Source organism: uncultured Cedecea sp. (genome assembly GCF_947498825.1).
In the GTDB taxonomy this organism is placed as follows: domain Bacteria; phylum Pseudomonadota; class Gammaproteobacteria; order Enterobacterales; family Enterobacteriaceae; genus JGM124.
This window is the reverse complement of sequence record NZ_CANMLV010000009.1, coordinates 92277-110824: the sequence shown is the minus strand read 5'-3', so window position 1 is coordinate 110824 and position 18548 is coordinate 92277. Positions and strand designations below refer to the sequence as shown.

20 protein-coding genes are annotated in these 18548 nt (G+C 43.7%); 14 read left to right on the top strand and 6 right to left on the bottom strand.

The window, feature by feature from the left end; genetic code table 11:
• Positions 1-594: 594 nt before the first annotated feature.
• The gene (idnO, locus tag Q1A40_RS11925) at positions 595-1359 is read left to right on the top strand and encodes a gluconate 5-dehydrogenase (protein WP_300000342.1); all 765 of its coding nucleotides are present in this window, start codon (positions 595-597) and stop codon (positions 1357-1359) included.
• 121 nt (positions 1360-1480) lie between these two features.
• On the top strand, positions 1481-2476 hold the full coding sequence (locus Q1A40_RS11920; RefSeq protein WP_300000421.1) for a LacI family DNA-binding transcriptional regulator: 996 nt from the start codon (positions 1481-1483) through the stop codon (positions 2474-2476).
• 74 nt (positions 2477-2550) lie between these two features.
• Here Q1A40_RS11920 and Q1A40_RS11915 read toward each other — a convergent pair whose 3' ends face one another.
• Positions 2551-2865 carry a chaperone modulator CbpM gene (locus tag Q1A40_RS11915; RefSeq protein ID WP_300000340.1) on the bottom strand — a complete coding sequence of 105 codons (315 nt, stop codon included), beginning with the start codon at positions 2863-2865 and terminating at the stop codon, positions 2551-2553.
• Positions 2865-3782 (bottom strand): curved DNA-binding protein, encoded by a 918-nt coding sequence (gene cbpA / locus Q1A40_RS11910; protein WP_300000338.1) that lies wholly within the window; start codon positions 3780-3782, stop codon positions 2865-2867. Before cbpA ends, Q1A40_RS11915 begins: the two co-directional genes overlap by 1 nt.
• Positions 3783-4202: 420 nt before the next feature.
• Between cbpA and gss the strand changes: the two genes are divergently transcribed.
• On the top strand, positions 4203-6086 hold the full coding sequence (gene gss, locus Q1A40_RS11905) for a bifunctional glutathionylspermidine amidase/synthase (RefSeq protein ID WP_300000336.1): 1884 nt from the start codon (positions 4203-4205) through the stop codon (positions 6084-6086).
• Between the two features lie 290 nt (positions 6087-6376).
• Here the strand turns inward: gss and Q1A40_RS11900 are convergent, their stop codons facing one another.
• Both Q1A40_RS11900 and Q1A40_RS11895 read right to left on the bottom strand, forming a co-directional pair.
• A complete protein-coding gene (locus tag Q1A40_RS11900; protein ID WP_300000334.1) occupies positions 6377-7324 on the bottom strand; it encodes a hypothetical protein in 948 nt (315 codons plus the stop codon).
• Between the two features lie 240 nt (positions 7325-7564).
• A complete protein-coding gene (locus Q1A40_RS11895) occupies positions 7565-8464 on the bottom strand; it encodes a LysR family transcriptional regulator (RefSeq protein ID WP_300000332.1) in 900 nt (299 codons plus the stop codon).
• 139 nt (positions 8465-8603) lie between these two features.
• On the opposite strand from Q1A40_RS11895, the gene Q1A40_RS11890 reads away from it, so the two are divergent.
• The 3 genes from Q1A40_RS11890 to Q1A40_RS11880 all read left to right on the top strand — a co-directional run bounded on the left by Q1A40_RS11890 (position 8604) and on the right by Q1A40_RS11880 (position 11096).
• On the top strand, positions 8604-9758 hold the full coding sequence (locus Q1A40_RS11890) for an MFS transporter (protein WP_300000331.1): 1155 nt from the start codon (positions 8604-8606) through the stop codon (positions 9756-9758).
• Positions 9759-10132: 374 nt separating this feature from the next.
• Positions 10133-10795 carry a fructose-6-phosphate aldolase gene (fsa, locus tag Q1A40_RS11885; protein ID WP_300000330.1) on the top strand — a complete coding sequence of 221 codons (663 nt, stop codon included), beginning with the start codon at positions 10133-10135 and terminating at the stop codon, positions 10793-10795.
• Positions 10796-10943: 148 nt separating this feature from the next.
• The gene (locus Q1A40_RS11880) at positions 10944-11096 is read left to right on the top strand and encodes a LacI family DNA-binding transcriptional regulator (RefSeq protein ID WP_300000329.1); all 153 of its coding nucleotides are present in this window, start codon (positions 10944-10946) and stop codon (positions 11094-11096) included.
• Here the strand turns inward: Q1A40_RS11880 and Q1A40_RS11875 are convergent.
• Positions 11093-11602, bottom strand: coding sequence for an ATP-binding protein (locus Q1A40_RS11875; RefSeq protein ID WP_300000328.1), 510 nt, complete (start codon positions 11600-11602; stop codon positions 11093-11095). The genes Q1A40_RS11880 and Q1A40_RS11875 overlap by 4 nt on opposite strands.
• Before the next feature lie 394 nt (positions 11603-11996).
• On the opposite strand from Q1A40_RS11875, the gene Q1A40_RS11870 reads away from it, so the two are divergent.
• From Q1A40_RS11870 to Q1A40_RS11835, 8 genes are all read left to right on the top strand, one after another.
• The gene (locus Q1A40_RS11870; protein WP_300000326.1) at positions 11997-12977 is read left to right on the top strand and encodes a 6-phosphofructokinase; all 981 of its coding nucleotides are present in this window, start codon (positions 11997-11999) and stop codon (positions 12975-12977) included.
• 9 nt (positions 12978-12986) lie between these two features.
• Positions 12987-13277 (top strand): PTS sugar transporter subunit IIB, encoded by a 291-nt coding sequence (locus Q1A40_RS11865; protein ID WP_300000325.1) that lies wholly within the window; start codon positions 12987-12989, stop codon positions 13275-13277.
• Between the two features lie 15 nt (positions 13278-13292).
• Positions 13293-14630: a PTS sugar transporter subunit IIC gene (locus tag Q1A40_RS11860; protein ID WP_300000324.1), complete on the top strand. Its 1338-nt coding sequence runs from the start codon at positions 13293-13295 to the stop codon at positions 14628-14630.
• Positions 14631-14640: 10 nt separating this feature from the next.
• Positions 14641-14913, top strand: coding sequence for a hypothetical protein (locus Q1A40_RS11855; protein ID WP_300000322.1), 273 nt, complete (start codon positions 14641-14643; stop codon positions 14911-14913).
• A gap of 6 nt (positions 14914-14919) precedes the next feature.
• Positions 14920-15357: a PTS sugar transporter subunit IIA gene (locus Q1A40_RS11850; protein ID WP_300000320.1), complete on the top strand. Its 438-nt coding sequence runs from the start codon at positions 14920-14922 to the stop codon at positions 15355-15357.
• Positions 15354-15893, top strand: a complete 540-nt coding sequence (locus Q1A40_RS11845) for an AAA family ATPase (RefSeq protein WP_300000318.1) — start codon at positions 15354-15356, stop codon at positions 15891-15893. Before Q1A40_RS11850 ends, Q1A40_RS11845 begins: the two co-directional genes overlap by 4 nt.
• Positions 15894-15927: 34 nt before the next feature.
• On the top strand, positions 15928-16839 hold the full coding sequence (locus Q1A40_RS11840; protein WP_300000317.1) for a tagatose-bisphosphate aldolase: 912 nt from the start codon (positions 15928-15930) through the stop codon (positions 16837-16839).
• Between the two features lie 70 nt (positions 16840-16909).
• Positions 16910-17590 (top strand): HAD family phosphatase, encoded by a 681-nt coding sequence (locus tag Q1A40_RS11835; RefSeq protein ID WP_300000316.1) that lies wholly within the window; start codon positions 16910-16912, stop codon positions 17588-17590.
• Between the two features lie 27 nt (positions 17591-17617).
• On the opposite strand, the gene Q1A40_RS11830 is transcribed toward Q1A40_RS11835, so the two are convergent.
• Positions 17618-18400 carry an energy transducer TonB gene (locus Q1A40_RS11830; protein WP_300000315.1) on the bottom strand — a complete coding sequence of 261 codons (783 nt, stop codon included), beginning with the start codon at positions 18398-18400 and terminating at the stop codon, positions 17618-17620.
• Between the last annotated feature and the right edge of the window lie 148 nt (positions 18401-18548).

Below are 18548 nucleotides of genomic sequence, written 5' to 3'. Positions count from 1 at the left end.
CGAATGACGTTTCTGTAGCTGAGTCAAAACTATCCTGATAAACGACTGGTCCTTTTTGCAGGATTTTTTACTCTTCTTCGCCCTCTGTCATAATGTACTGTTAGCATAATCATCCCCGAAAAATTATCTAACTGAATCTCCGCTTCCTGGCTATTATAAATCAGGACAGACAGTACTGTAATATGAGTCATTCTCCCCTCTGAATTATGTCACATCATCCGGGAAAGCGCTTAACGGCTGAGTTACACTGATATGTCTCCTGTAAAACCTCTCTATGATTAAAATCTGTTGTAGCGATTTTTCAAATGATTTAAAACCGTGTTTAGTATAAAAATGATTCATAAGTACTATTTTTTGATAACTCTTCCATTGCCGCCATTCGCAAATAAAAAAATCTTTCTTATAACAAACAGATAGAAAATTAAAAATCCACACTCCCTCTGCCTCATAAAAAACAATCTTGCTCACGTTATGCGTAACATAAGTTAAGTAACATCATTTTTAGTGATTCAGATCGCATAATTGTTAGTAAATTCCCGCTTTTATACCTCAGGAAAATTTCCGTATATCACTTACCCCTTCTGAGGACTCATAATGACAATGCTTTTTTCTCTCGATAACAAACGAGCGCTGATAACCGGCTCCGCCAGAGGTATTGGCTTTTTGATAGCGCAAGGGTTAGCGCAGGCAGGGGCTGAAGTCATTATTAATGCCACAACCCAGGAAGGTGCTGACCGTGCAGCGATAAAACTGAGAGAACTGGGTTTCAAGGCTCATGCCGTTGCTTTTAATGTTACCCAGTCGGCTGAGGTCAATCAGGCTATTGAGCATATCGAACAGAATATCGGCCCAATTGATATTCTGGTGAATAATGCCGGGATCCAACGCCGCCACCCATTCCTGGAGTTTCCTGAACAAGAGTGGAATGAGGTTATTGCCATTAACCAAACCGGCGTTTTCTTGGTGGCTCAGGCTGTTGCCCGTAAAATGACTGAGCGTAAACAAGGAAAAATTATTAATATTGGCTCAATGCAAAGCGAGCTTGGGCGCGATACTATCACGCCATATGCGGCATCAAAAGGCGCTGTCGCTATGCTCACTAAAGGAATGTGTGTTGAACTGGCTCGTTATAATATTCAGGTGAATGGTATTGCCCCTGGCTACTTTAAAACAGAAATGACCCAAGCATTGGCTGATGATGAAGCCTTCACTGGCTGGCTATGTAAACGAACACCAGCGGCACGCTGGGGAGATCCTGAAGAGTTGATTGGCGCGGCTGTTTTTCTTTCTGCCAAAGCTTCTGACTTTGTTAACGGGCATTTACTCTTTGTCGATGGCGGAATGCGCGTGGCAGTATAAAAGTTTATATTATGCAACGTTAAGAGCCTAATGGGATAGGCTCTTAAGCTGTTCGGTACAACCAGCGCGGCGACTATATGTCCGGAGCAAAAATTAATCGCTTCTTATGCAGAGGGTAATGATGAGATCTCACCGTATATCGTTGCAGGATATCGCCACGCTGGCCGGTGTGACTAAAATGACTGTCAGCCGTTACTTGCGAACGCCTGATCGCGTCGCCCCGGAGACGGGGGAAAAAATCGCAAAAATCATAGAAGAGATTAATTACATCCCTAATCGTGCTCCCGAAATGTTACTTAATTCCAAGAGTTACACTTTGGGTGTGTTAATTCCTTCTTTTAAAAATCAAATTTTTGCCGATCTATTAAGCGGTATTGAAGAAGCAACTAAAATTGGTAATTATCAAATACTTACTGGAAATTTTAACTATGATAAACTGATCGAAGAAGAACAGATTATCAATCTACTTTCTTATAATATTGATGGCATTTTACTGACAGAAAAGAACCATACACTCCGGGCCGAAAAATATCTGCGCGCTGCACGCATTCCCATTGTTGAAGTGATGGATTCCGAAGGAAGTTGTCTGGATATGCAAGTTGGGTTTAGTAATTTTAATGCCGGATACGATATGACCCGTATTCTACTTGATAAGGGACGTACGCGGATTGTCTACTTTGGTTCACGAAATGACAAACGAGATGAAGAGCGTTATCAAGGCTATTGCCGTGCAATGAATGAAAGAGGAGCGGAAGCTCGCCGTGTTAACCCGAAGGTAGTCTCTTCACAGAAATTAGGCGCAGAGATGATGGAAAATGCCTTGGCGCTTTATCCTAACCTCGATGCCGTTTTTTGTACCAATGATGATTTAGCGCTTGGCGCATTGGTTTGGTGTTTACGGAAAAAAATCCCCGTTCCAGAGCGTATTGCCATTGCCGGATTTCATGGACTGGATATCAGCCGTGAAATGTATCCCACAATGGCCAGCGTGATCACTCCTCGCTATGACATTGGTTATACTGCCGCAGAACTATTATTAAAAAAAATAGCGGCTCCCTACTTTTCAGCAAAAACGGTCTCTCTCGATTATCAAATTTTTATGGGTGAAACCATCTAACCTGAACAAGAGACAGGCGAAACAAAGCAGTCTTCATACCAGTAGACTGCCATCACATCGGTACAGAAAAAGGTTTAGCTCAGATCGCTTGAAATAAATTTTGCCAGTCGCTGCTCTAGTTGAATATTTTCATTATGTAAAGAACGGTTGCTTTCAAGCAAACTCAGCACGATAGCAATACCTGACCAATCCAGTGCCAGCTCACGGCACAGACGAGCGGCCTGATGGACAATAACCACATCATTTTCAGCAAAGATCCAATGTTCGTTTTGTGTCAGTTGCGGTTCAATAACGCCCAGTCCGACGATCTCCAACAGATCCTCTTCCGATACTCCGGTATAAGAACAAAGCTCACTGATTGTATGGGTTATTACTGTCATCTCTGCCATTATGCTTTCCCCCATTTTTCACGCGGATCATAGGATGATTGCGCTTCAGCCAGTTTTTTCCAATATTCCGCTGTTTTATCGTCTGGCTTAGGCGGCATAACTATTTTAATCACTACATATAAATCACCCGTTTGCTGCTTGTTCACCAATCCCTTCCCCGGAATACGTAAACGTTGCCCGGCTTGACTACCGGCAGGTATTGTTAACCGAATACTGTCTTTCAGCGTTGGGATGGTAATTTTTTCCCCCAGAGCAGCTTCCCAGGGCGCCAGTGGCAGCACAATTTCCAGATCATGGCCGATTATATTGAACAGCGGATGTGGAGCGATACGGATAATCATCCATAAATCACCGTTAGGTCCTCCATTCGTACCCGCTGTCCCCTGCCCTTTAAGACGTATTTTTTGCCCGTCAACGACCCCTGCCGGGATAGTCACATTCAACGTTTTTGGCGTTTCCTGTACCACTCGCCCAAACATATCATAGACAGGCAATTTAAAACTGATCGGACGTTTATGAGCTTCGAGCGTATCTTCAAGGAAAACAGCCACTTCGATTTCAAAATCATGCCCACGCGTACGTTGCTGCTGTCCACCTCTGCGGTCAAACATCGAGGAAAAAATATCGCCGAAATCATCCTGGCTATAATAGCGCTGGTTTTGCTGCCCCTGACGACTATGCTGGCTAAAGCGCGGATCGTTGCGATATTTCCATTGCTCATCATACTCAGCACGGCGTTGCTCATCACTGAGTACTTCCCAGGCTTCAGCAACTTCTTTGAAATGTTGTTCTGCGTCTACTTCTTTACTGACATCAGGATGATATTTACGTGCCAGACGACGGTAAGCTGTCTTGATTGTCTTCAGACTATCTGTTCGTTCCACACCCAGAATGGCGTAATAATCCTTTAATTCCATAATGTTATCTTGCATACCTCTGATTGAAAGAACAAGTTATCAGTATCGAATTCGTCCTTTAGTGTAGGACAAATGAGACTATGTAATGAGAATAATATCCACTGAAGTATTGTTGCCAGCCATACAAAACACGCAGGCCGAGCAAAGTACATCAGGTGGTAGCATCTCGTTTAACAAAAAAATAATTTCGTAATATCAATATGTTATTTTAATAAGATACCAGATATCGACCCGGTCAAATAGCGATTCAGGCTAACATGCTATTCTCTTAAAGGTCAGGTGCTCAATACAAACACTCGGCCATCCTTCCATTGGCCTTCTCTTGTCAGCCAACAACCAACAGGAAAAGGTGAGTGGTTTTAAGATTGATTTTTATCTCCACGGTTACCGTGACAGCCATCTTTGTGTAAGGCTCCTTCTATGAGTGAGAAAAGTACAGTACAGCATGCTCCCTTCGGTACATTGTTAGGTTATGCTCCAGGCGGTGTAGCCATTTACTCTTCTGATTATGACTCTCTGAAAAATGCAGACCGGCTGGATGACTCTTCATTTCGCCACTATCTGGACAAAGAATATATGGGTTATAAGTGGCAATGTGTTGAGTTCGCACGCCGCTTTCTCTATCTCAATTACGGTACGATTCTGACAGATGTCAGAATGGCTTATGAAATATTTTCCCTGCGCTATTTGCGCCAAGTCGTGAATGATAACCTGTTACCCCTCCAGGCATTTGCCAATGGCAGTAAACGTCCTCCTCAAAAAGGTGCGCTGCTTATCTGGCAGGAAGGCGGTGAATTTATTGAAACCGGGCACGTCGCTATTATCACCCAAGTACTGAGTGACAAAGTGCGTATTGCCGAACAAAATGTCATCCATCATCCTCTCCCGAAAGGGCAGCAATGGACGCGGGAGTTGCCATTACAACAGCTGGATGGAAAATACTTTATTCAGGATACGTTACAGGATACTGAACTCCTGGGCTGGATGATCCAGACTAACGATACCCGCTATAGCCTGCCTCAACCAGAAGTACCTGCGCACTATCTCGCTATCCATGAAATATCGATCCCTCGTCAGGGTCAATTTGACGAGACCTGGCTCAATCCTCAGGATACGCTGGAGCAGACATATATCACAGCGAATGATGGCTGCACGATTAATGAAAATCCTTACCGCTACCTGACGATTTCGCGCAGTGCCGAACAAGAGCTGATCCATGCGACCAATGAAATGCATCTGATGTATCTACACGCAACTGACAAGGTGATGAAAGATGATAATTTACTGGCTCTGTTTGATATTCCAGAAGCATTGTGGCCAAGACTACGCTTGTCATGGCAGCGCCGCCGCCATCATATGATTACCGGGCGTATTGATTTCTGTATGGATGAGCGCGGCCTGAAAGTTTATGAATATAACGCAGATTCTGCCTCATGCCATGCTGAAACAGGGCTAATATTAGGTAAATGGGCAAAACAGGCCGGTCATATTCCTGGTAAAGACCCCGGTAAATATTTATTAGAGCTCTTGGCCAGTACCTGGAAGCATAGCGATGCCAGCTCTTTTGTACATATACTTCAGGATAATGATGCCGAAGAGAGCTACCACGCACAATTTATGCAACGGGCACTGACTAAAGCCGGTTTCGAAAGCAAAATTATTCATGGTCTGGAAGAGCTACACTGGGACACAACTGGGCAGTTAGTCGATGGTGACAGGCGCCCGGTCAATTGTGTCTGGAAAACTTGGGCCTGGGAAACTGCATTTGATCAGTTACGAGAAGAAAGTGAAGCTGAACATGCGGGTGTTCCTATCCGTACCGGGCACCCTGAAGATCGCATACGTCTGATAGATGTGCTGCTCCGCCCGGAAGTGATGGTTTTTGAACCGCTCTGGACAGTTATCCCAAGTAATAAGGCCATCCTGCCCGTACTATGGTCTTTGTTCCCACACCACCGCTATTTACTGGATGCCGATTTTGCCCTGAATGAAGAACTGGAGCAAACAGGTTATGCCGTTAAACCCATCGCGGGGCGCTGCGGCAATAATATCGGCCTGATTAATCATGATGATAAGGTGTTGGATGAAACCTCGGGTAAATTTGATACACAGAAAAATATTTATCAACAGCTTTGGTGTTTGCCTAAAGTAGGCGAACGCTACATTCAACTGTGCGCCTTCACCGTTGGCGGTCATTATGGTGGCGTCTGTGTGCGTTCAGAAAAAGGGTTAGTTATCAAAAAAGAGAGTGATATTGATCCATTGCGGATTATTGAAGATGAAGACGATTTATATAATAAATAATTGATACTGTTTACATATCCTACCAATGAAAAAAGACACTCTGTATTCTTTGGTAGGATCCATTCAAGCCATACCCATGCAATACTAAGCATATGCCCAAAATAATTCGAGTTGCTTGTAGGCTCCCAGTTCAGCCCGTCGATGAGCATAGATAAACTATGTGATTCGGCGGGCTGGACGCAGGCAAAGCCCAAGCAACTTGAAGTATGACGGGTATAGATATCAAAGATGTATTGTAGCGCACCGAGCATATTAGGTTCGAATGTTAAGCTCAATATTTTTCATTGCATTTATAAGGTGCGATGAGGATATGCCAATTTATTATAATTTTTACCAGCACAGGAAATGTTTAGTGTTCCATCATACGCGTTATAGATTTTTTCCAGTACGTTATCCACTTCCAATTTAATACCTCCGCCATAGCTATAAGTATATGTATTATAAATTTCGTTTAGAACTTTCATTTTATCAGAATTAAGTTCAGTACTTGACTCTCCATTATAATAAGATTTTGAATATGCTTTTATTAAATAATCAATCGATGGATGAACCATAGTAAATACAACTCTTGATTCTATTTTCTGATAACCCATAGAAGAAAATTGATGGGTTAACTTCATAGCCGCTTTATGTTTTAAATAATTGAGTGATTTCTCTTCACTGTAACTGAGAAAATCTACGTTTTTCAGTTCGGTGCCAGAGTCTTCGACCATTGTCTGCGGACGGTATAACTCTAATAGTTCAGGATAATGCTCTTCATACATTTCCAGTCTGATGTCACTGGCATAGCTGTCACGATACAGACCGTCATTTCTTCGTAACGTATCAAGCATTTTTAAAAAAAGATGTTGTTCAGATGCAGACATATCGTATAGAGGTGTTTGCTCATGGATATTCATCAGCTTGCACAGGCTACTCTGACCCACTTTTTTATCAGCAATATAAAACAATACCTCTTTTCCAGAGATTTCTTTATGAAAATATTTTTCACATTCTGGTGTCGCGAAACTTATTAGTTTATTGAATGCATCAAGCTTGGTACCATCATCAGTATGGTGCAGAATTTCATACAATTCTTTATAAGCATTCGATTTTTTATCATCTCTAAAAAAATCTTTTATTCTCTCCCATATATTGAGATGAAGAGCTATTTTTTTATCACCATTTATCATTCCGGAAAGGCGTTCTTCGTTGACACGGCAGCTTCTGTTATTATTAAAAATCAGGTTAAAATCCACATTAAAATCCTTATTAATCAATAATCCCTGATAATATATGATGTTTCAATACTCTGGTATATAAAAAAACATTACAGGATTTTAAATCAGAATAAATCAATCATGCTAACGCATGTTCATAAATAAAAAACACCCACACCGAAATATAGGAATTTATTTATAAGAGCCATTAGGAATACTATAAAGATACCGCATACAGAAACGATATCTTTTCTGCATCCACCAAGAGCATTCTGTGCATTAATTCTGGAACGATGGCGTAAACATACGCGCACACAGAAAATCGATCAAAACCCGCACTTTTGGTGATGGATGCTTACTGGCTGGCCATAGTATATAAAAGGTTCCCTCGCGGGTTACATAGTCATCCAACACTGACTGTAATTGACCTGTCGCCAGTAATTCACGAATAGAGAAATCGGGTAAATTGGCCACTCCAAGTCCCTGTAGCGCAAAGCAGACCCGCGTTTCAATGTTATTACACACCATCGATACCGGCAGTTGAAGCTCTGTTTCGTCTGGAGGTAAATTAAAACACCAGGGTTCAAGTTTTCCGCTGTGAGCAAAACGATAGTGCAGACAGCGATGTTGTAATAAGTCATGGGGGACAGAAGGCTTGCCGTGTTGACTCAAATAGGCAGGGGAAGCCACTAATAGCGAGCGATATTTCCCCAGTTTACGCGCGGCCAGACGAGAATCAGTAAGTTCGCCCGTCCTTACCACAGCATCAAATCCCTCCTCAATAACATCGACCATACGATCGGTAAAATCGAGATCCAGCTCTATTTCAGGATACGTTTTCATAAACTCACCTAATACCCGTAGCACCAGAGAGCTGACCAGTGGCAAACTGACACGCAAGCGTCCACGCGGCAATTCACTCGCCAGGGATAGTTCTTGCTGTGCAGCTTCAATTTCCGCCAGAATACGACGGCTGCGCGTCAGGAATAATGCTCCTTCAGCGGTGAGCGTAATGCTGCGAGTGCTTCGGTGAAAAAGACGAACGCCTAATTTTTCTTCCAGCCTGGCAATACTTTTACCAACCGCTGAAGCTGAAATACCTAAGGCACGCCCCACAGCGACAAAACTACGTAACTCCGCAACCTGCACAAAGACCACAAACCCATTCAGACTTTCCATTATGCCTCGCAATTACGGACAAATTTATCCGTTATGAACGGAACTATAGCTTACTTTTTCTCTGAATAACCTCTTTCTATCATAGCGCCATGATTAATAACGACCGAGTCACGCCATGATATCTTCAGCATCGCCCCCTATGCCTGTATTATCTTTGTTAGCCCTTGCTTTGACAGGCTTTATTACCATTCTGACAGAGGCTTTGCCTGCCGGGCTTCTGTCACAAATGTCACAAAGTCTGGCCGTCTCAGAAGCCTGGATAGGTCAGACTATCACCATCTATGCAATTGGTTCTCTGGTCGCAGCCATTCCCTTAACGACCCTTACCCAGAAGAGCCGCCGCCGCCCTTTACTGCTCACCGCCCTGGCAGGTTTTGTTATTGCCAACAGCGTCACCGCCATATCAACCAGCTATTTCCTCACCATGGTAGCCCGTTTTCTGGCAGGGATTTCTGCCGGGTTATTATGGGCGTTGGTTGCAGGCTATGCCGCACGCATGGTTCCCGAACAGCAAAAAGGCCGGGCGATTGCTATCGCGATGATAGGTGCGCCGCTGGCTCTCTCACTCGGCGTACCCGCCGGGGCTTTTCTGAGTCAACTGCTGGACTGGCGCTATTGCTTTGCCATTATGAGCATACTGGCAATACTGCTTATGCTCTGGGTTCACTTAAAACTCCCTGACTTTGCCGGGGTCAGTACCAGTAAGACCTACTCTATTGCGCAGGTCTTTACCCTGCCAGGAATACGGCTAATCCTGTTTGTGGTGCTGACTTTCGTTCTGGCACACAATATTCTCTATACCTATATCGTCCCTTTTCTGGCAAGCGTGGATATGGCGGAAAATACTGACTTGGTACTGCTGTTGTTTGGTCTGTCCTCATTTCCCAGTATCTGGCTGGTTGGTTTACTGATAGACCACCATCTGCGCAAGCTGACGCTAGTGTGTATTCTGTTGTTTTCCCTGGCCGCTTTCTTATTGCCCTTTAGCAGTCAGCTACCGACCGTTGTTTATGCCGCGTCTGCTATTTGGGGTCTGGCTTTTGGCGGTGCGGCAACTTTATTCCAGACTGCACTGGCCAGAGCCGCAGGCGATTGCGCCGATATCGCGCAGTCCATGTTGGTTACCGTATGGAATATTGCAATAGCCGGCGGAGGTGTTGCAGGCGCCCTGGTCATGAATAATCTCGGTGTTGGCGGTTTTTCACCAGCACTTCTGGTACTGCTGATAGTTACCCTGGTGGTGGTGTGGATGGGAAAAACACATGGGTTTCCAGCGATGAGAGAAACTCAGTGACACATTTATGGGGTCAGTTCATAAGGACGGGGTTTTACGACGCATCCGATAATCAGGCCCCCTTCTCCTCCCCATTTTGCGCTCACTTTAAATAATGGACAGGCTCTATATCCACACGTAGTAAAATTTTAATCACAATCTTGAAAATGCAATCAAGGTAGGTGTTTTTTCATAAATTTATAACTACGATAGCCTCAATCGAGATGCAAACGTTGTCATTTAAAAATAACTGGCTACTCATGGAGTGTCAGTTATTTTTTAACTTTAAATGCAAACGTTGTCACTGATGATAAAGCGCTTATTTCAGCTCCGGAAGTTAAAATATGGCGATGTTATTGATAGTAAAAATGACTCTTTAACCCAGGAGAATGAGAATGGAGTTGTATCTGGATACGGCAAATGTCGCCGAGGTTGAACGCCTGGTAAGAATTTTACCTGTCAGTGGGGTTACTACAAATCCCAGTATTATCGCAGCGGGCGGCCAATCAATATGGGAAGTCTTACCCAAACTCGCACAAGCTATCGGCCCGGAAGGAAAGCTGTTTGCCCAGGTTATGAAACCAGATGCACAAGGAATGGTGGAAGAAGCTCAGCGTCTGGTTACGCATATTCCGGGGATCGTAGTGAAAATTCCTGTCACCAGCGAAGGACTGGTCGCCATTAAACAGCTTAAAAAAATGGGGATCACAACTCTCGGCACCGCGGTATACAGTGCGGCTCAAGGGCTTTTAGCCGCAATGGCGGGAGCAGAATACATTGCCCCTTATGTCAATCGGGTGGATGCTCAGGGAGGTGATGGGATCCGCATGGTCGAAGAACTGCAAAGCCTGCTGGAGCAACATGCCCCCAATAGTAAAATCCTGGCAGCCAGTTTCAAAACGCCTCGCCAGGCACTGGATTGCCTGCTTGCCGGATGTGAAGCCATTACTTTACCGTTAGATGTCGCACAACAGTTTTTAGCAGCCCCCGCTGTAACCGCTGCGATAGAAAAGTTTGAACAAGACTGGCGCAGCGCTTTCGGACAAGACGGACTCTAGTCAAGTACTTGAGATAACGTTGATATATCACTCAGTCATTAAAGCCAGTGATAACACAATAATCAAAAGAGTGGACTCTCACACTCTCTAATTGACCTGGTTTGTTAATTTACTACATAAGAATGCAAACGTTATCACTGGGGATCATATGGCAAATATTATTGATATAGCGAAAAAAACCGGCTTATCTGCATCCACGGTATCGCGGGCATTATCAAAACCGGAAAAGGTGGCCCCCCTCACCCAGATGGCAGGTGGGATATCTCTCTGCTGGACCAGGCAGACGTCTGGCAATCTTTAATGACGTACTACGACAAAACCTTCCTCAGGCTGTGGTTCGACAAAATAGGCCGTAATAAAATCGAATTGTGCTTCTGTTGCAGCGAAATCATGTTCGCCCGCGGCATTACGCTTGCGCAGTCGAGCTTTACAAACCTCGTCACTGACTGCCAGATAGTGAAGTTGATGCCGGGCACCTGAGGTTTTAATTATCGACATTATCCATTCGCGACTAGCCAGAGTGTTTGCCGGGAAGTCGAGTACTACAGTGACACCCGCCTGAAGCAGGGCAATAATATGTGGCGTAATCGCCTCTTTTAGTCGTCCGGAGTAATGAATATAGTCCTCAACGCTGTTCATTGACTCTCTGAACAGGGCTGATAGCCAGCGATCCTCACTTAAAATAATATTGCCCGCATGATCGGCCAGTTGTGCGGCAAGGGTTGATTTGCCTGAGGCAATCTTTCCACACAAGATATGCAGTGTTCCCGGAACGGCTTGAGAAGGCGTATCAGAGCATTCGGTCATCACTTTTCTCCAACGGATTCGTTAAAAAACGTTTTACGCTATCTTTATTTTCTTCAACATTTGGTTAGCAGCAATCGCCATCAAATGTGAGAACCCAGATTAATGTGAAATTTATCACAAAATAATCAATCATTTATTTAACCCGTCAACGACAAAAAACACAACTCAGATCACATAATATTTCACTATAGATAACAATGAGTTAATTAAATCATTGATAAAAACACCACTTACAATAGTGATTACCATCACAAATTTAAGTCATTTTTCATCCTGTCAATAACGCTGAATTCTAAAAAACACATCAAAAACGTGATTAAGTTCAAAAAATTAAATTCACGCTTCTCTAACATTCCTTTCACGTTATCCAGTCGATATATGCCTGAGGTCAGCCATGAAAATAGGATTAGTATTAAGTGGGGGTGATGTCAGTGGAATGAATAATTTTTTATTTCAGATAGACCGGATGACGGAAGCTGAAATAGTGGTTTTCGATGGTGGTATTAATGGCTTGATTGAAAATCGCTACAAAGATATATCGCATCGTGATTTAGTTGATTTATCTATTTCCTCAGTACCGATTGTGGCGTCAGGACGTAAAGAAGATAAATGTAAAAAAACTGACTTTCAGCGTATTGTAAAAAATATTCGCCAGAAAAAAATAGACTGCTTAATTATGGCGGGTGGTGATGGTTCATTTCAGTTTTTAAAAGTCCTCAGCAGCTACGGTATTAATTGTTATGGCGTAGGTATGACTATCGACAATGATATTACCGGGAATAGTTATACCATTGGTTTTTCTACCGCCTGTGAACAAGTTATCAGTGAAGTAGAAAAATTACGCAATACCGGCCGTGGATTGCCCGGTCGTATATTTATGATTGAACTACTGGGAGGCTATTGTGGAGAGCTCACCTTACAAGCGGCACTAAAAAGTAATGCCGATATTGCTCTGATCCCTGAAGCGCCCTGGGATATCGATGGTCTGGCAAGTACCATAAAACAAAAAATTGCCAGTCAGAATAGCGTCATTATTCTGTGCTCTGAAGGCTACACCAAAGAATATACCCCTGGTTTTCAGGGGGCTATAGATACCATGATTACTAAGCTCGAACATAAAGTTGGCATCAGAATCAGAAAAACAATTCTTGGTTATGGTTTACGTAATGGTAAACCTACCGGTGAAGAAATTATTCAAGGCGCTATTCTCGCAGAAGAAATGGTGAGATGTATTAAAAGCGGCCTGACGAATAAAATCATTGTTATTAATAACAATAATAAAGCAATACCTATCGATCTCGAAAATTCCGATAAACGTTTAGTGGATGAAGATAGTAACCTCTACAAACTGGCTAAAATAAATAACCTTATCTGAGGTATTAATATGCTTAAAGTACTCTGCGTATGTGGCTGCGGCCTGGGTTCAAGTTTTGCAATTGAAATGAGTGCAAAATCTGTTTTACAAAAACTTTGTATTGAAGCGAATATTGATCACACAACCGTATCAGAAGCGTCTTCATTTAAATATGACATTATTCTTACGCAAAAAATGTTTGCTGATGTCTTAACGGCAGATGCTAACGATGAGCAAAAGAAAAAAGTCATTGTATTAAATAAGCTCACCGACAAAAAAGAAATAGAAGAAAAAATCCTCGCATATATAAACTCGAACTGAAAGATGAGGTGGTAAATGGACGCTATTATTCATTTTATTGTAAAAGATTTTCTCGGCCAGGCTTCAATACTGATTGCCTTAATTGCCATGCTGGGATTGATCTTACAAAAAAAATCTGTCGGTAAAATCGTTGAGGGGACGTTTAAAACCCTGATGGGTTTTTTAATCATGATGGCAGGTATCAATATCATTGTTGTAGCCCTCACCTTTCTCAATGATATTTTTACCAGCGGTTTTGGTATGCAGGGCTACATTACCGATGTGGCGGCAATTGCCGGTGTAGCAAACCGTGAACTGGGCTCTGAAGTCGCACTCACGCTGTTAGTTATCTTTGCCGTTAACATCATTATTGCGCGGATAACGCCCTACAAATACATCTTCCTCACCGGGCAGGCGTTACTGTGGATGGCAACAATCGGCACCGTTATTGGTTATAAATCCGGACTGACAGGTGCAACCTTGATCCTGACCGGAGGTATTTTTGGCGGCATCATGGCGGTCCTGATGCCAGCCATCGCCCAGCCTATCGTACGTAAAATAACTGACTCTGATGATGTCGCACTTGGGCACTTCTGTACTATTGGTTACCTGGTCCAGGCCGCCGTTGCCAGGGCGATTGGTAAAAACTCACGTTCCACTGAAGACTTAGTCCTGCCGGATAATTTCAAATTCCTCCAGGATACTTACCTGTCCATGGCCGTGATTATGGTACCGATGTACATCATTCCGGCTCTTTTCGCAGGGCCAGAATATATCGCCCAGTTCTCTGATGGCACCAACTACATCATGTTTGCCTTTATGCAGTCGATGCAGTTTGTCGCTGGGGTCTTTGTCCTGTACAGCGGTGTACGTTTACTGCTTAACGAACTGGTACCGGCTTTCCGCGGTATTGCTATGCGCCTGGTGCCGAATGCTAAACCTGCTCTTGATTGCCCGGTACTGTTCCCTTATGCCCCTAATGCGGTCATTGTCGGTTTCCTGGCTACCACCGTAGGTTCCATTATCGGCATGATTGTCTTCCCTCTGTTTGGGCTGGCGATGATCCTGCCGGGCCTGCTAACTAACTTCTTTGCAGGCGGTGCTGCTGGCGTCTTTGGTAACGCAATGGGTGGGCGCAAAGGGGCAATTATTGGCGGTGTGGTACATGGTTTATTTATCACCCTGTTACCAGCAATGTTGATTCCCTTACTTGAAACCTTTGGCTTTAAAGGCGTCACCTTCAGCGATTCGGATGTTATCGGTACCGGCTTAGTACTGGGCCATGCCTTCCAGAATGACTGGCCATTTGTTATCGGTTTTATTGCCTTCGTTGTGTTTATTGTCTGGTTTGCTAACAGAAAACTGGCTAAGTAGGAGGGAAGATATGTTTGCAAAATTAAAGCAAATATTTAGCTCAGAACAACCAGAAACAGATGGAGATAATAATGCACAAGCAGAAATTATCAGCGAAGAGTTAACTCAGCTTGAAGCGACCCTTGCGAATAATCCAGCTGATAGCGACGCGCAAAAAAAACTGATGGTGAAATATAACCAGGCGATAAAGATTTATTCATCTAATAAAACATATCGTAATCGGGTAGATGATATTTTTATTAAAATAGATGAACTCAGGAATACTATCCGAAAAAATATATGAGGTAATATGAGCATAAAAGAGTTTCTTGCACAGAACCAATATATTCAAGTCCAGATGGAAGTTGATTCCTGGAATGAGATTATTCACCAGGCAGCCAAACCACTTATCGAAGGCGGCTTTGTGACTGAGAAATATCCACAGGCCGTTATTGATAACACTCTGGAATATGGCGCTTATTATGTTTTTGATGAAGGTATTGCTATTCCACATGCTCGGCCGGAATGTGGAGTCATTAAAGATTGCTTCAGCATGGTGACATTAAGTAAGCCGACATCAATAAATGGCAGTCCACCGGTTGATATTGTCGTAATGTTCGGTGGTATTAATGGTGACTCTCATATTACTGAAGGTATTGCATCAATCGTGGGACTGCTGGAACAGGAAGAAACTTTATTACATATCAGACGCGCGACAACCATTGATGAAATTATCGGGCTATTATGAAAAAACTTATTATCGTCAACGGCATCCCGGCATCAGGTAAAAGTTCAGTAACGAAAGTAATCGCTAATTACTTTTCATTTCCTGTTCTGAGTATCGATGAAATTAAAGAGCCCTTTATGGTTCAGTTCGCAGATGTTATTGACAGACCATTAAACAGAAAATTGGGTTATGCGGCCTATGAAGCGATGTTTAACATTGTCAAATCATCGCCACCGGAAGTGATATTTATTATGGATGCCTGGTTTGGCTTTCGCGATAAATCGGTTCTTAAGGATTATCTAAAAAATACAGGTGATGTACAGGTTATCGAAATTTGGGTTAAAGCCTCTGCCACGCTCGTCGCTGAACGTTATAAAAATCGTTGCGGCGGTCGGATTAAAGGTCATCCTGGCGAAGAATATATTCCAGAGTTGATGTTACTGGCAGAAAGCGCCGAACCAATGAATATCGGAAAAGTTTATACCTTTGATCAGAATAGTCATCTCAGCCATGACGAGCTTATTGTCTGGATCAAAGAAAATATTAATCACAATTAATCTCCACTAATGCTTCCGTGATGAGGAATATATTATGAACAGAATGACAACAGCAGAACGACGTGGCTATCAAATGATTTGTGATGCAACAGGTGCCATGATGGTGGTTGCCTGCGATCAGCGTGGCGGTATGCGTACGTTATTAGCGGCAACTCCTGAAGAACAAGCGTTAATCTCCAATGAAACCTTAGGTAAAACGAAATACGATATTACCCGTTTTCTGGCCTCACAGGCAGGTTGTGTTCTGGTTGACCCTATCTGTGCGGTACCGGGAATTATTGATGAAGGTGTGGTTCCGCGTAACACCGGCCTGCTGATTGGCCTTGATGCTTCCGGCTGGGATACGTCACCTGAAGGATACCGTATTTCAAAAATGGTCGAAGGTATCACTGCCCGTAAAGTCCGTGAACTTGGTGCTACTGGCGGTAAAATCATGATTTATCTGCGTAGCGATACCCCGAAAGCTAACGTAGAAAACCTTCAGACCCTGCGTGATGTCATCGCTGATTTTGCCCGGGAAGACCTGTTCCTGGTGGTGGAGTTTCTGACATATCAACTGGAAAATGAAAGCAAAGAAGAATATCAAAGTAAAATCCCGCAGCTTATCCAGGAAGGCTGTCAGGCCTGTATTGACTGTGGTTCTAAAGTGCTGAAGATCCCGTATCCGGGAACTGAACAGGCCTGTGCCGCGGTAACCGATATTTGTGGCGATGTACCTTGGGCTGTACTGTCTGCGGGTGTGGATCACGCCACCTTCCTTACCCAGGTCGATATTTCACTGCGTAACGGCGCATCAGGGGTCATTGCCGGACGTTCATTGTGGAAAGACTGCATCTCCCTTGACCGTAATATCTCAAAAGAAAAACTTTCGTCTATTGCCGTATCGCGTCTGCGTGATATTCAGGACTTACTGGTGAAATATAAAAAAGAGCGCAATGTCGCCTGAGCGAAATAGTGCGATAAATAATCGGGCGGCATAGTGCCGCCCTTCGCATATTGACAGATAAGGGAAACAGATGGGCAGTACACTCGATTTAATTATATTTGACTGCGATGGCGTGCTGGTTGATTCCGAGATTATTGGTATTAAATTAACGGTCTCACTGTTGAATCAACAAGGAGTAGATATTGATATCGGAACCTTTACCCGTTTATACAGCGGTCTCGCCTGGGAAGCACTGATCGATAAGATTCGCCGCGATACGGGAATCACGGTATCCGCCACTCTCGGTCAGGATTTTTATCCTCAGCTAATGGCTGCTTTTCCGACGCAACTTAAACGTATCGCGGGTAGTCTTGAAGTCATCAGTAATATCAAGACAGCCAAGTGTATTTGCTCTAACTCAAAAAGTGAGCAGCTGGATTATATGCTGACCCTGGTGGGGCTGAAGAGTCTGTTTGCCCCATGGATTTTTTCCGCAAATGATTTGGGGCCGGGGCGTGGAAAACCAGAACCCGATATTTTCTTGTACGGGGCGCAACAATTTAATGCCTGCCCGGAAAATACCCTGGTCATTGAAGATTCCGTTCATGGGGTAATGGCAGCCAAACGCGCCGGTATGTATGTGGTGGGCTTTACCGGTGGTGCGCATACCACTCCCGATCACCAAAGCAGATTAATCACTGCCGGGGCAGATGGCGTTATCCACTCGTTATATCAGTTACCTGATGAAGCAGAACGTTTCAGTCAACGGTAAACTTAAATATCTTATTGATATCATTTACTATAAATGGGTCACATCAAAGGCAATCGGTGCAATAAATTCAACTTTTCCATCAACCAATAGCGTCTCTGGCGGCGCCGGGAAAGGGGCGGCGCGGTTAATGGTAGCGATAGCCTCTTTATCAAGAATTTTAGTGCCGGAGGATGTCTGTAAACTGACACTCAATACTTCACCGTGGCTGTTGAGCACCACTTTTACTTGAGAAATACCGGTAGAGTTGTAGCGTAATGCCGCTCTCGGATAGCGCTTTGCTTTACCTAAACGCTGGTGAACTTCACTATGCCAGCTCTGCTGTCCGCTGACAGCGACCGAGGCATTACTGGTAAACGTCGCGCTATTATTCGCCGTGGTGCCGGAAGCAGGAACCGCCGTTATAGCTTCTTCTTGAGTATTTTTTGGTGTCTCCATCACCCTTTTTTGTACCGGTTCAGTCTTTTTTTTCGGCGGCTGTTTTTTCTCACTGACATGCGCCAGAGTACCGTTTTCAACCAGACGCGTTTTCGGTAAATTCTCAATTTCTTTTATCGGATCGGGCAGCGTTTCTTCCCGAACTGCCATTTGCTGTTTAGGCGCATGATTAATTTCGGCCTCTTTCTGTTGCTCAAGCTGATAATGGCCTATCTGAATAGGAATAGCGGGCGGTAATACACCGGTAACAGGTACTGAGGTCGTCAAATAGCCAATAAAAATAAGCACTAATGTGCCGTGGAACAGGAGACTTAAAAATACGCTGCCCAGTGGACGAACCACTGAATTCCCCGGCATTTCCACGAGACTACTCATACCCTGTTTTCCTCATGACTTTATTTTTTGCGGATTATAGGCATAATACAAAAAAAAATGATATTCCAAGAAATCATTATTAAATCCGCTCGACATCATTCATGTTACCCCCGGCTGACGTACTCCGTGACCCCATATTCATAAACAG

What these genes read in the sequence shown, in the direction of transcription:
- idnO (WP_300000342.1), top strand. Translation starts at nt 595, where the DNA reads ATGACAATGCTTTTTTCTCTCGATAACAAACGAGCGCTGATAACCGGC.
- Q1A40_RS11920 (WP_300000421.1), top strand. Translation starts at nt 1,481, where the DNA reads ATGAGATCTCACCGTATATCGTTGCAGGATATCGCCACGCTGGCCGGT.
- Q1A40_RS11915 (WP_300000340.1), bottom strand. Translation starts at nt 2,865, where the DNA reads ATGGCAGAGATGACAGTAATAACCCATACAATCAGTGAGCTTTGTTCT.
- cbpA (WP_300000338.1), bottom strand. Translation starts at nt 3,782, where the DNA reads ATGGAATTAAAGGATTATTACGCCATTCTGGGTGTGGAACGAACAGAT.
- gss (WP_300000336.1), top strand. Translation starts at nt 4,203, where the DNA reads ATGAGTGAGAAAAGTACAGTACAGCATGCTCCCTTCGGTACATTGTTA.
- Q1A40_RS11895 (WP_300000332.1), bottom strand. Translation starts at nt 8,464, where the DNA reads ATGGAAAGTCTGAATGGGTTTGTGGTCTTTGTGCAGGTTGCGGAGTTA.
- Q1A40_RS11890 (WP_300000331.1), top strand. Translation starts at nt 8,604, where the DNA reads ATGCCTGTATTATCTTTGTTAGCCCTTGCTTTGACAGGCTTTATTACC.
- fsa (WP_300000330.1), top strand. Translation starts at nt 10,133, where the DNA reads ATGGAGTTGTATCTGGATACGGCAAATGTCGCCGAGGTTGAACGCCTG.
- Q1A40_RS11880 (WP_300000329.1), top strand. Translation starts at nt 10,944, where the DNA reads ATGGCAAATATTATTGATATAGCGAAAAAAACCGGCTTATCTGCATCC.
- Q1A40_RS11875 (WP_300000328.1), bottom strand. Translation starts at nt 11,602, where the DNA reads ATGACCGAATGCTCTGATACGCCTTCTCAAGCCGTTCCGGGAACACTG.
- Q1A40_RS11870 (WP_300000326.1), top strand. Translation starts at nt 11,997, where the DNA reads ATGAAAATAGGATTAGTATTAAGTGGGGGTGATGTCAGTGGAATGAAT.
- Q1A40_RS11865 (WP_300000325.1), top strand. Translation starts at nt 12,987, where the DNA reads ATGCTTAAAGTACTCTGCGTATGTGGCTGCGGCCTGGGTTCAAGTTTT.
- Q1A40_RS11860 (WP_300000324.1), top strand. Translation starts at nt 13,293, where the DNA reads ATGGACGCTATTATTCATTTTATTGTAAAAGATTTTCTCGGCCAGGCT.
- Q1A40_RS11855 (WP_300000322.1), top strand. Translation starts at nt 14,641, where the DNA reads ATGTTTGCAAAATTAAAGCAAATATTTAGCTCAGAACAACCAGAAACA.
- Q1A40_RS11850 (WP_300000320.1), top strand. Translation starts at nt 14,920, where the DNA reads ATGAGCATAAAAGAGTTTCTTGCACAGAACCAATATATTCAAGTCCAG.
- Q1A40_RS11845 (WP_300000318.1), top strand. Translation starts at nt 15,354, where the DNA reads ATGAAAAAACTTATTATCGTCAACGGCATCCCGGCATCAGGTAAAAGT.
- Q1A40_RS11840 (WP_300000317.1), top strand. Translation starts at nt 15,928, where the DNA reads ATGAACAGAATGACAACAGCAGAACGACGTGGCTATCAAATGATTTGT.
- Q1A40_RS11835 (WP_300000316.1), top strand. Translation starts at nt 16,910, where the DNA reads ATGGGCAGTACACTCGATTTAATTATATTTGACTGCGATGGCGTGCTG.
- Q1A40_RS11830 (WP_300000315.1), bottom strand. Translation starts at nt 18,400, where the DNA reads ATGAGTAGTCTCGTGGAAATGCCGGGGAATTCAGTGGTTCGTCCACTG.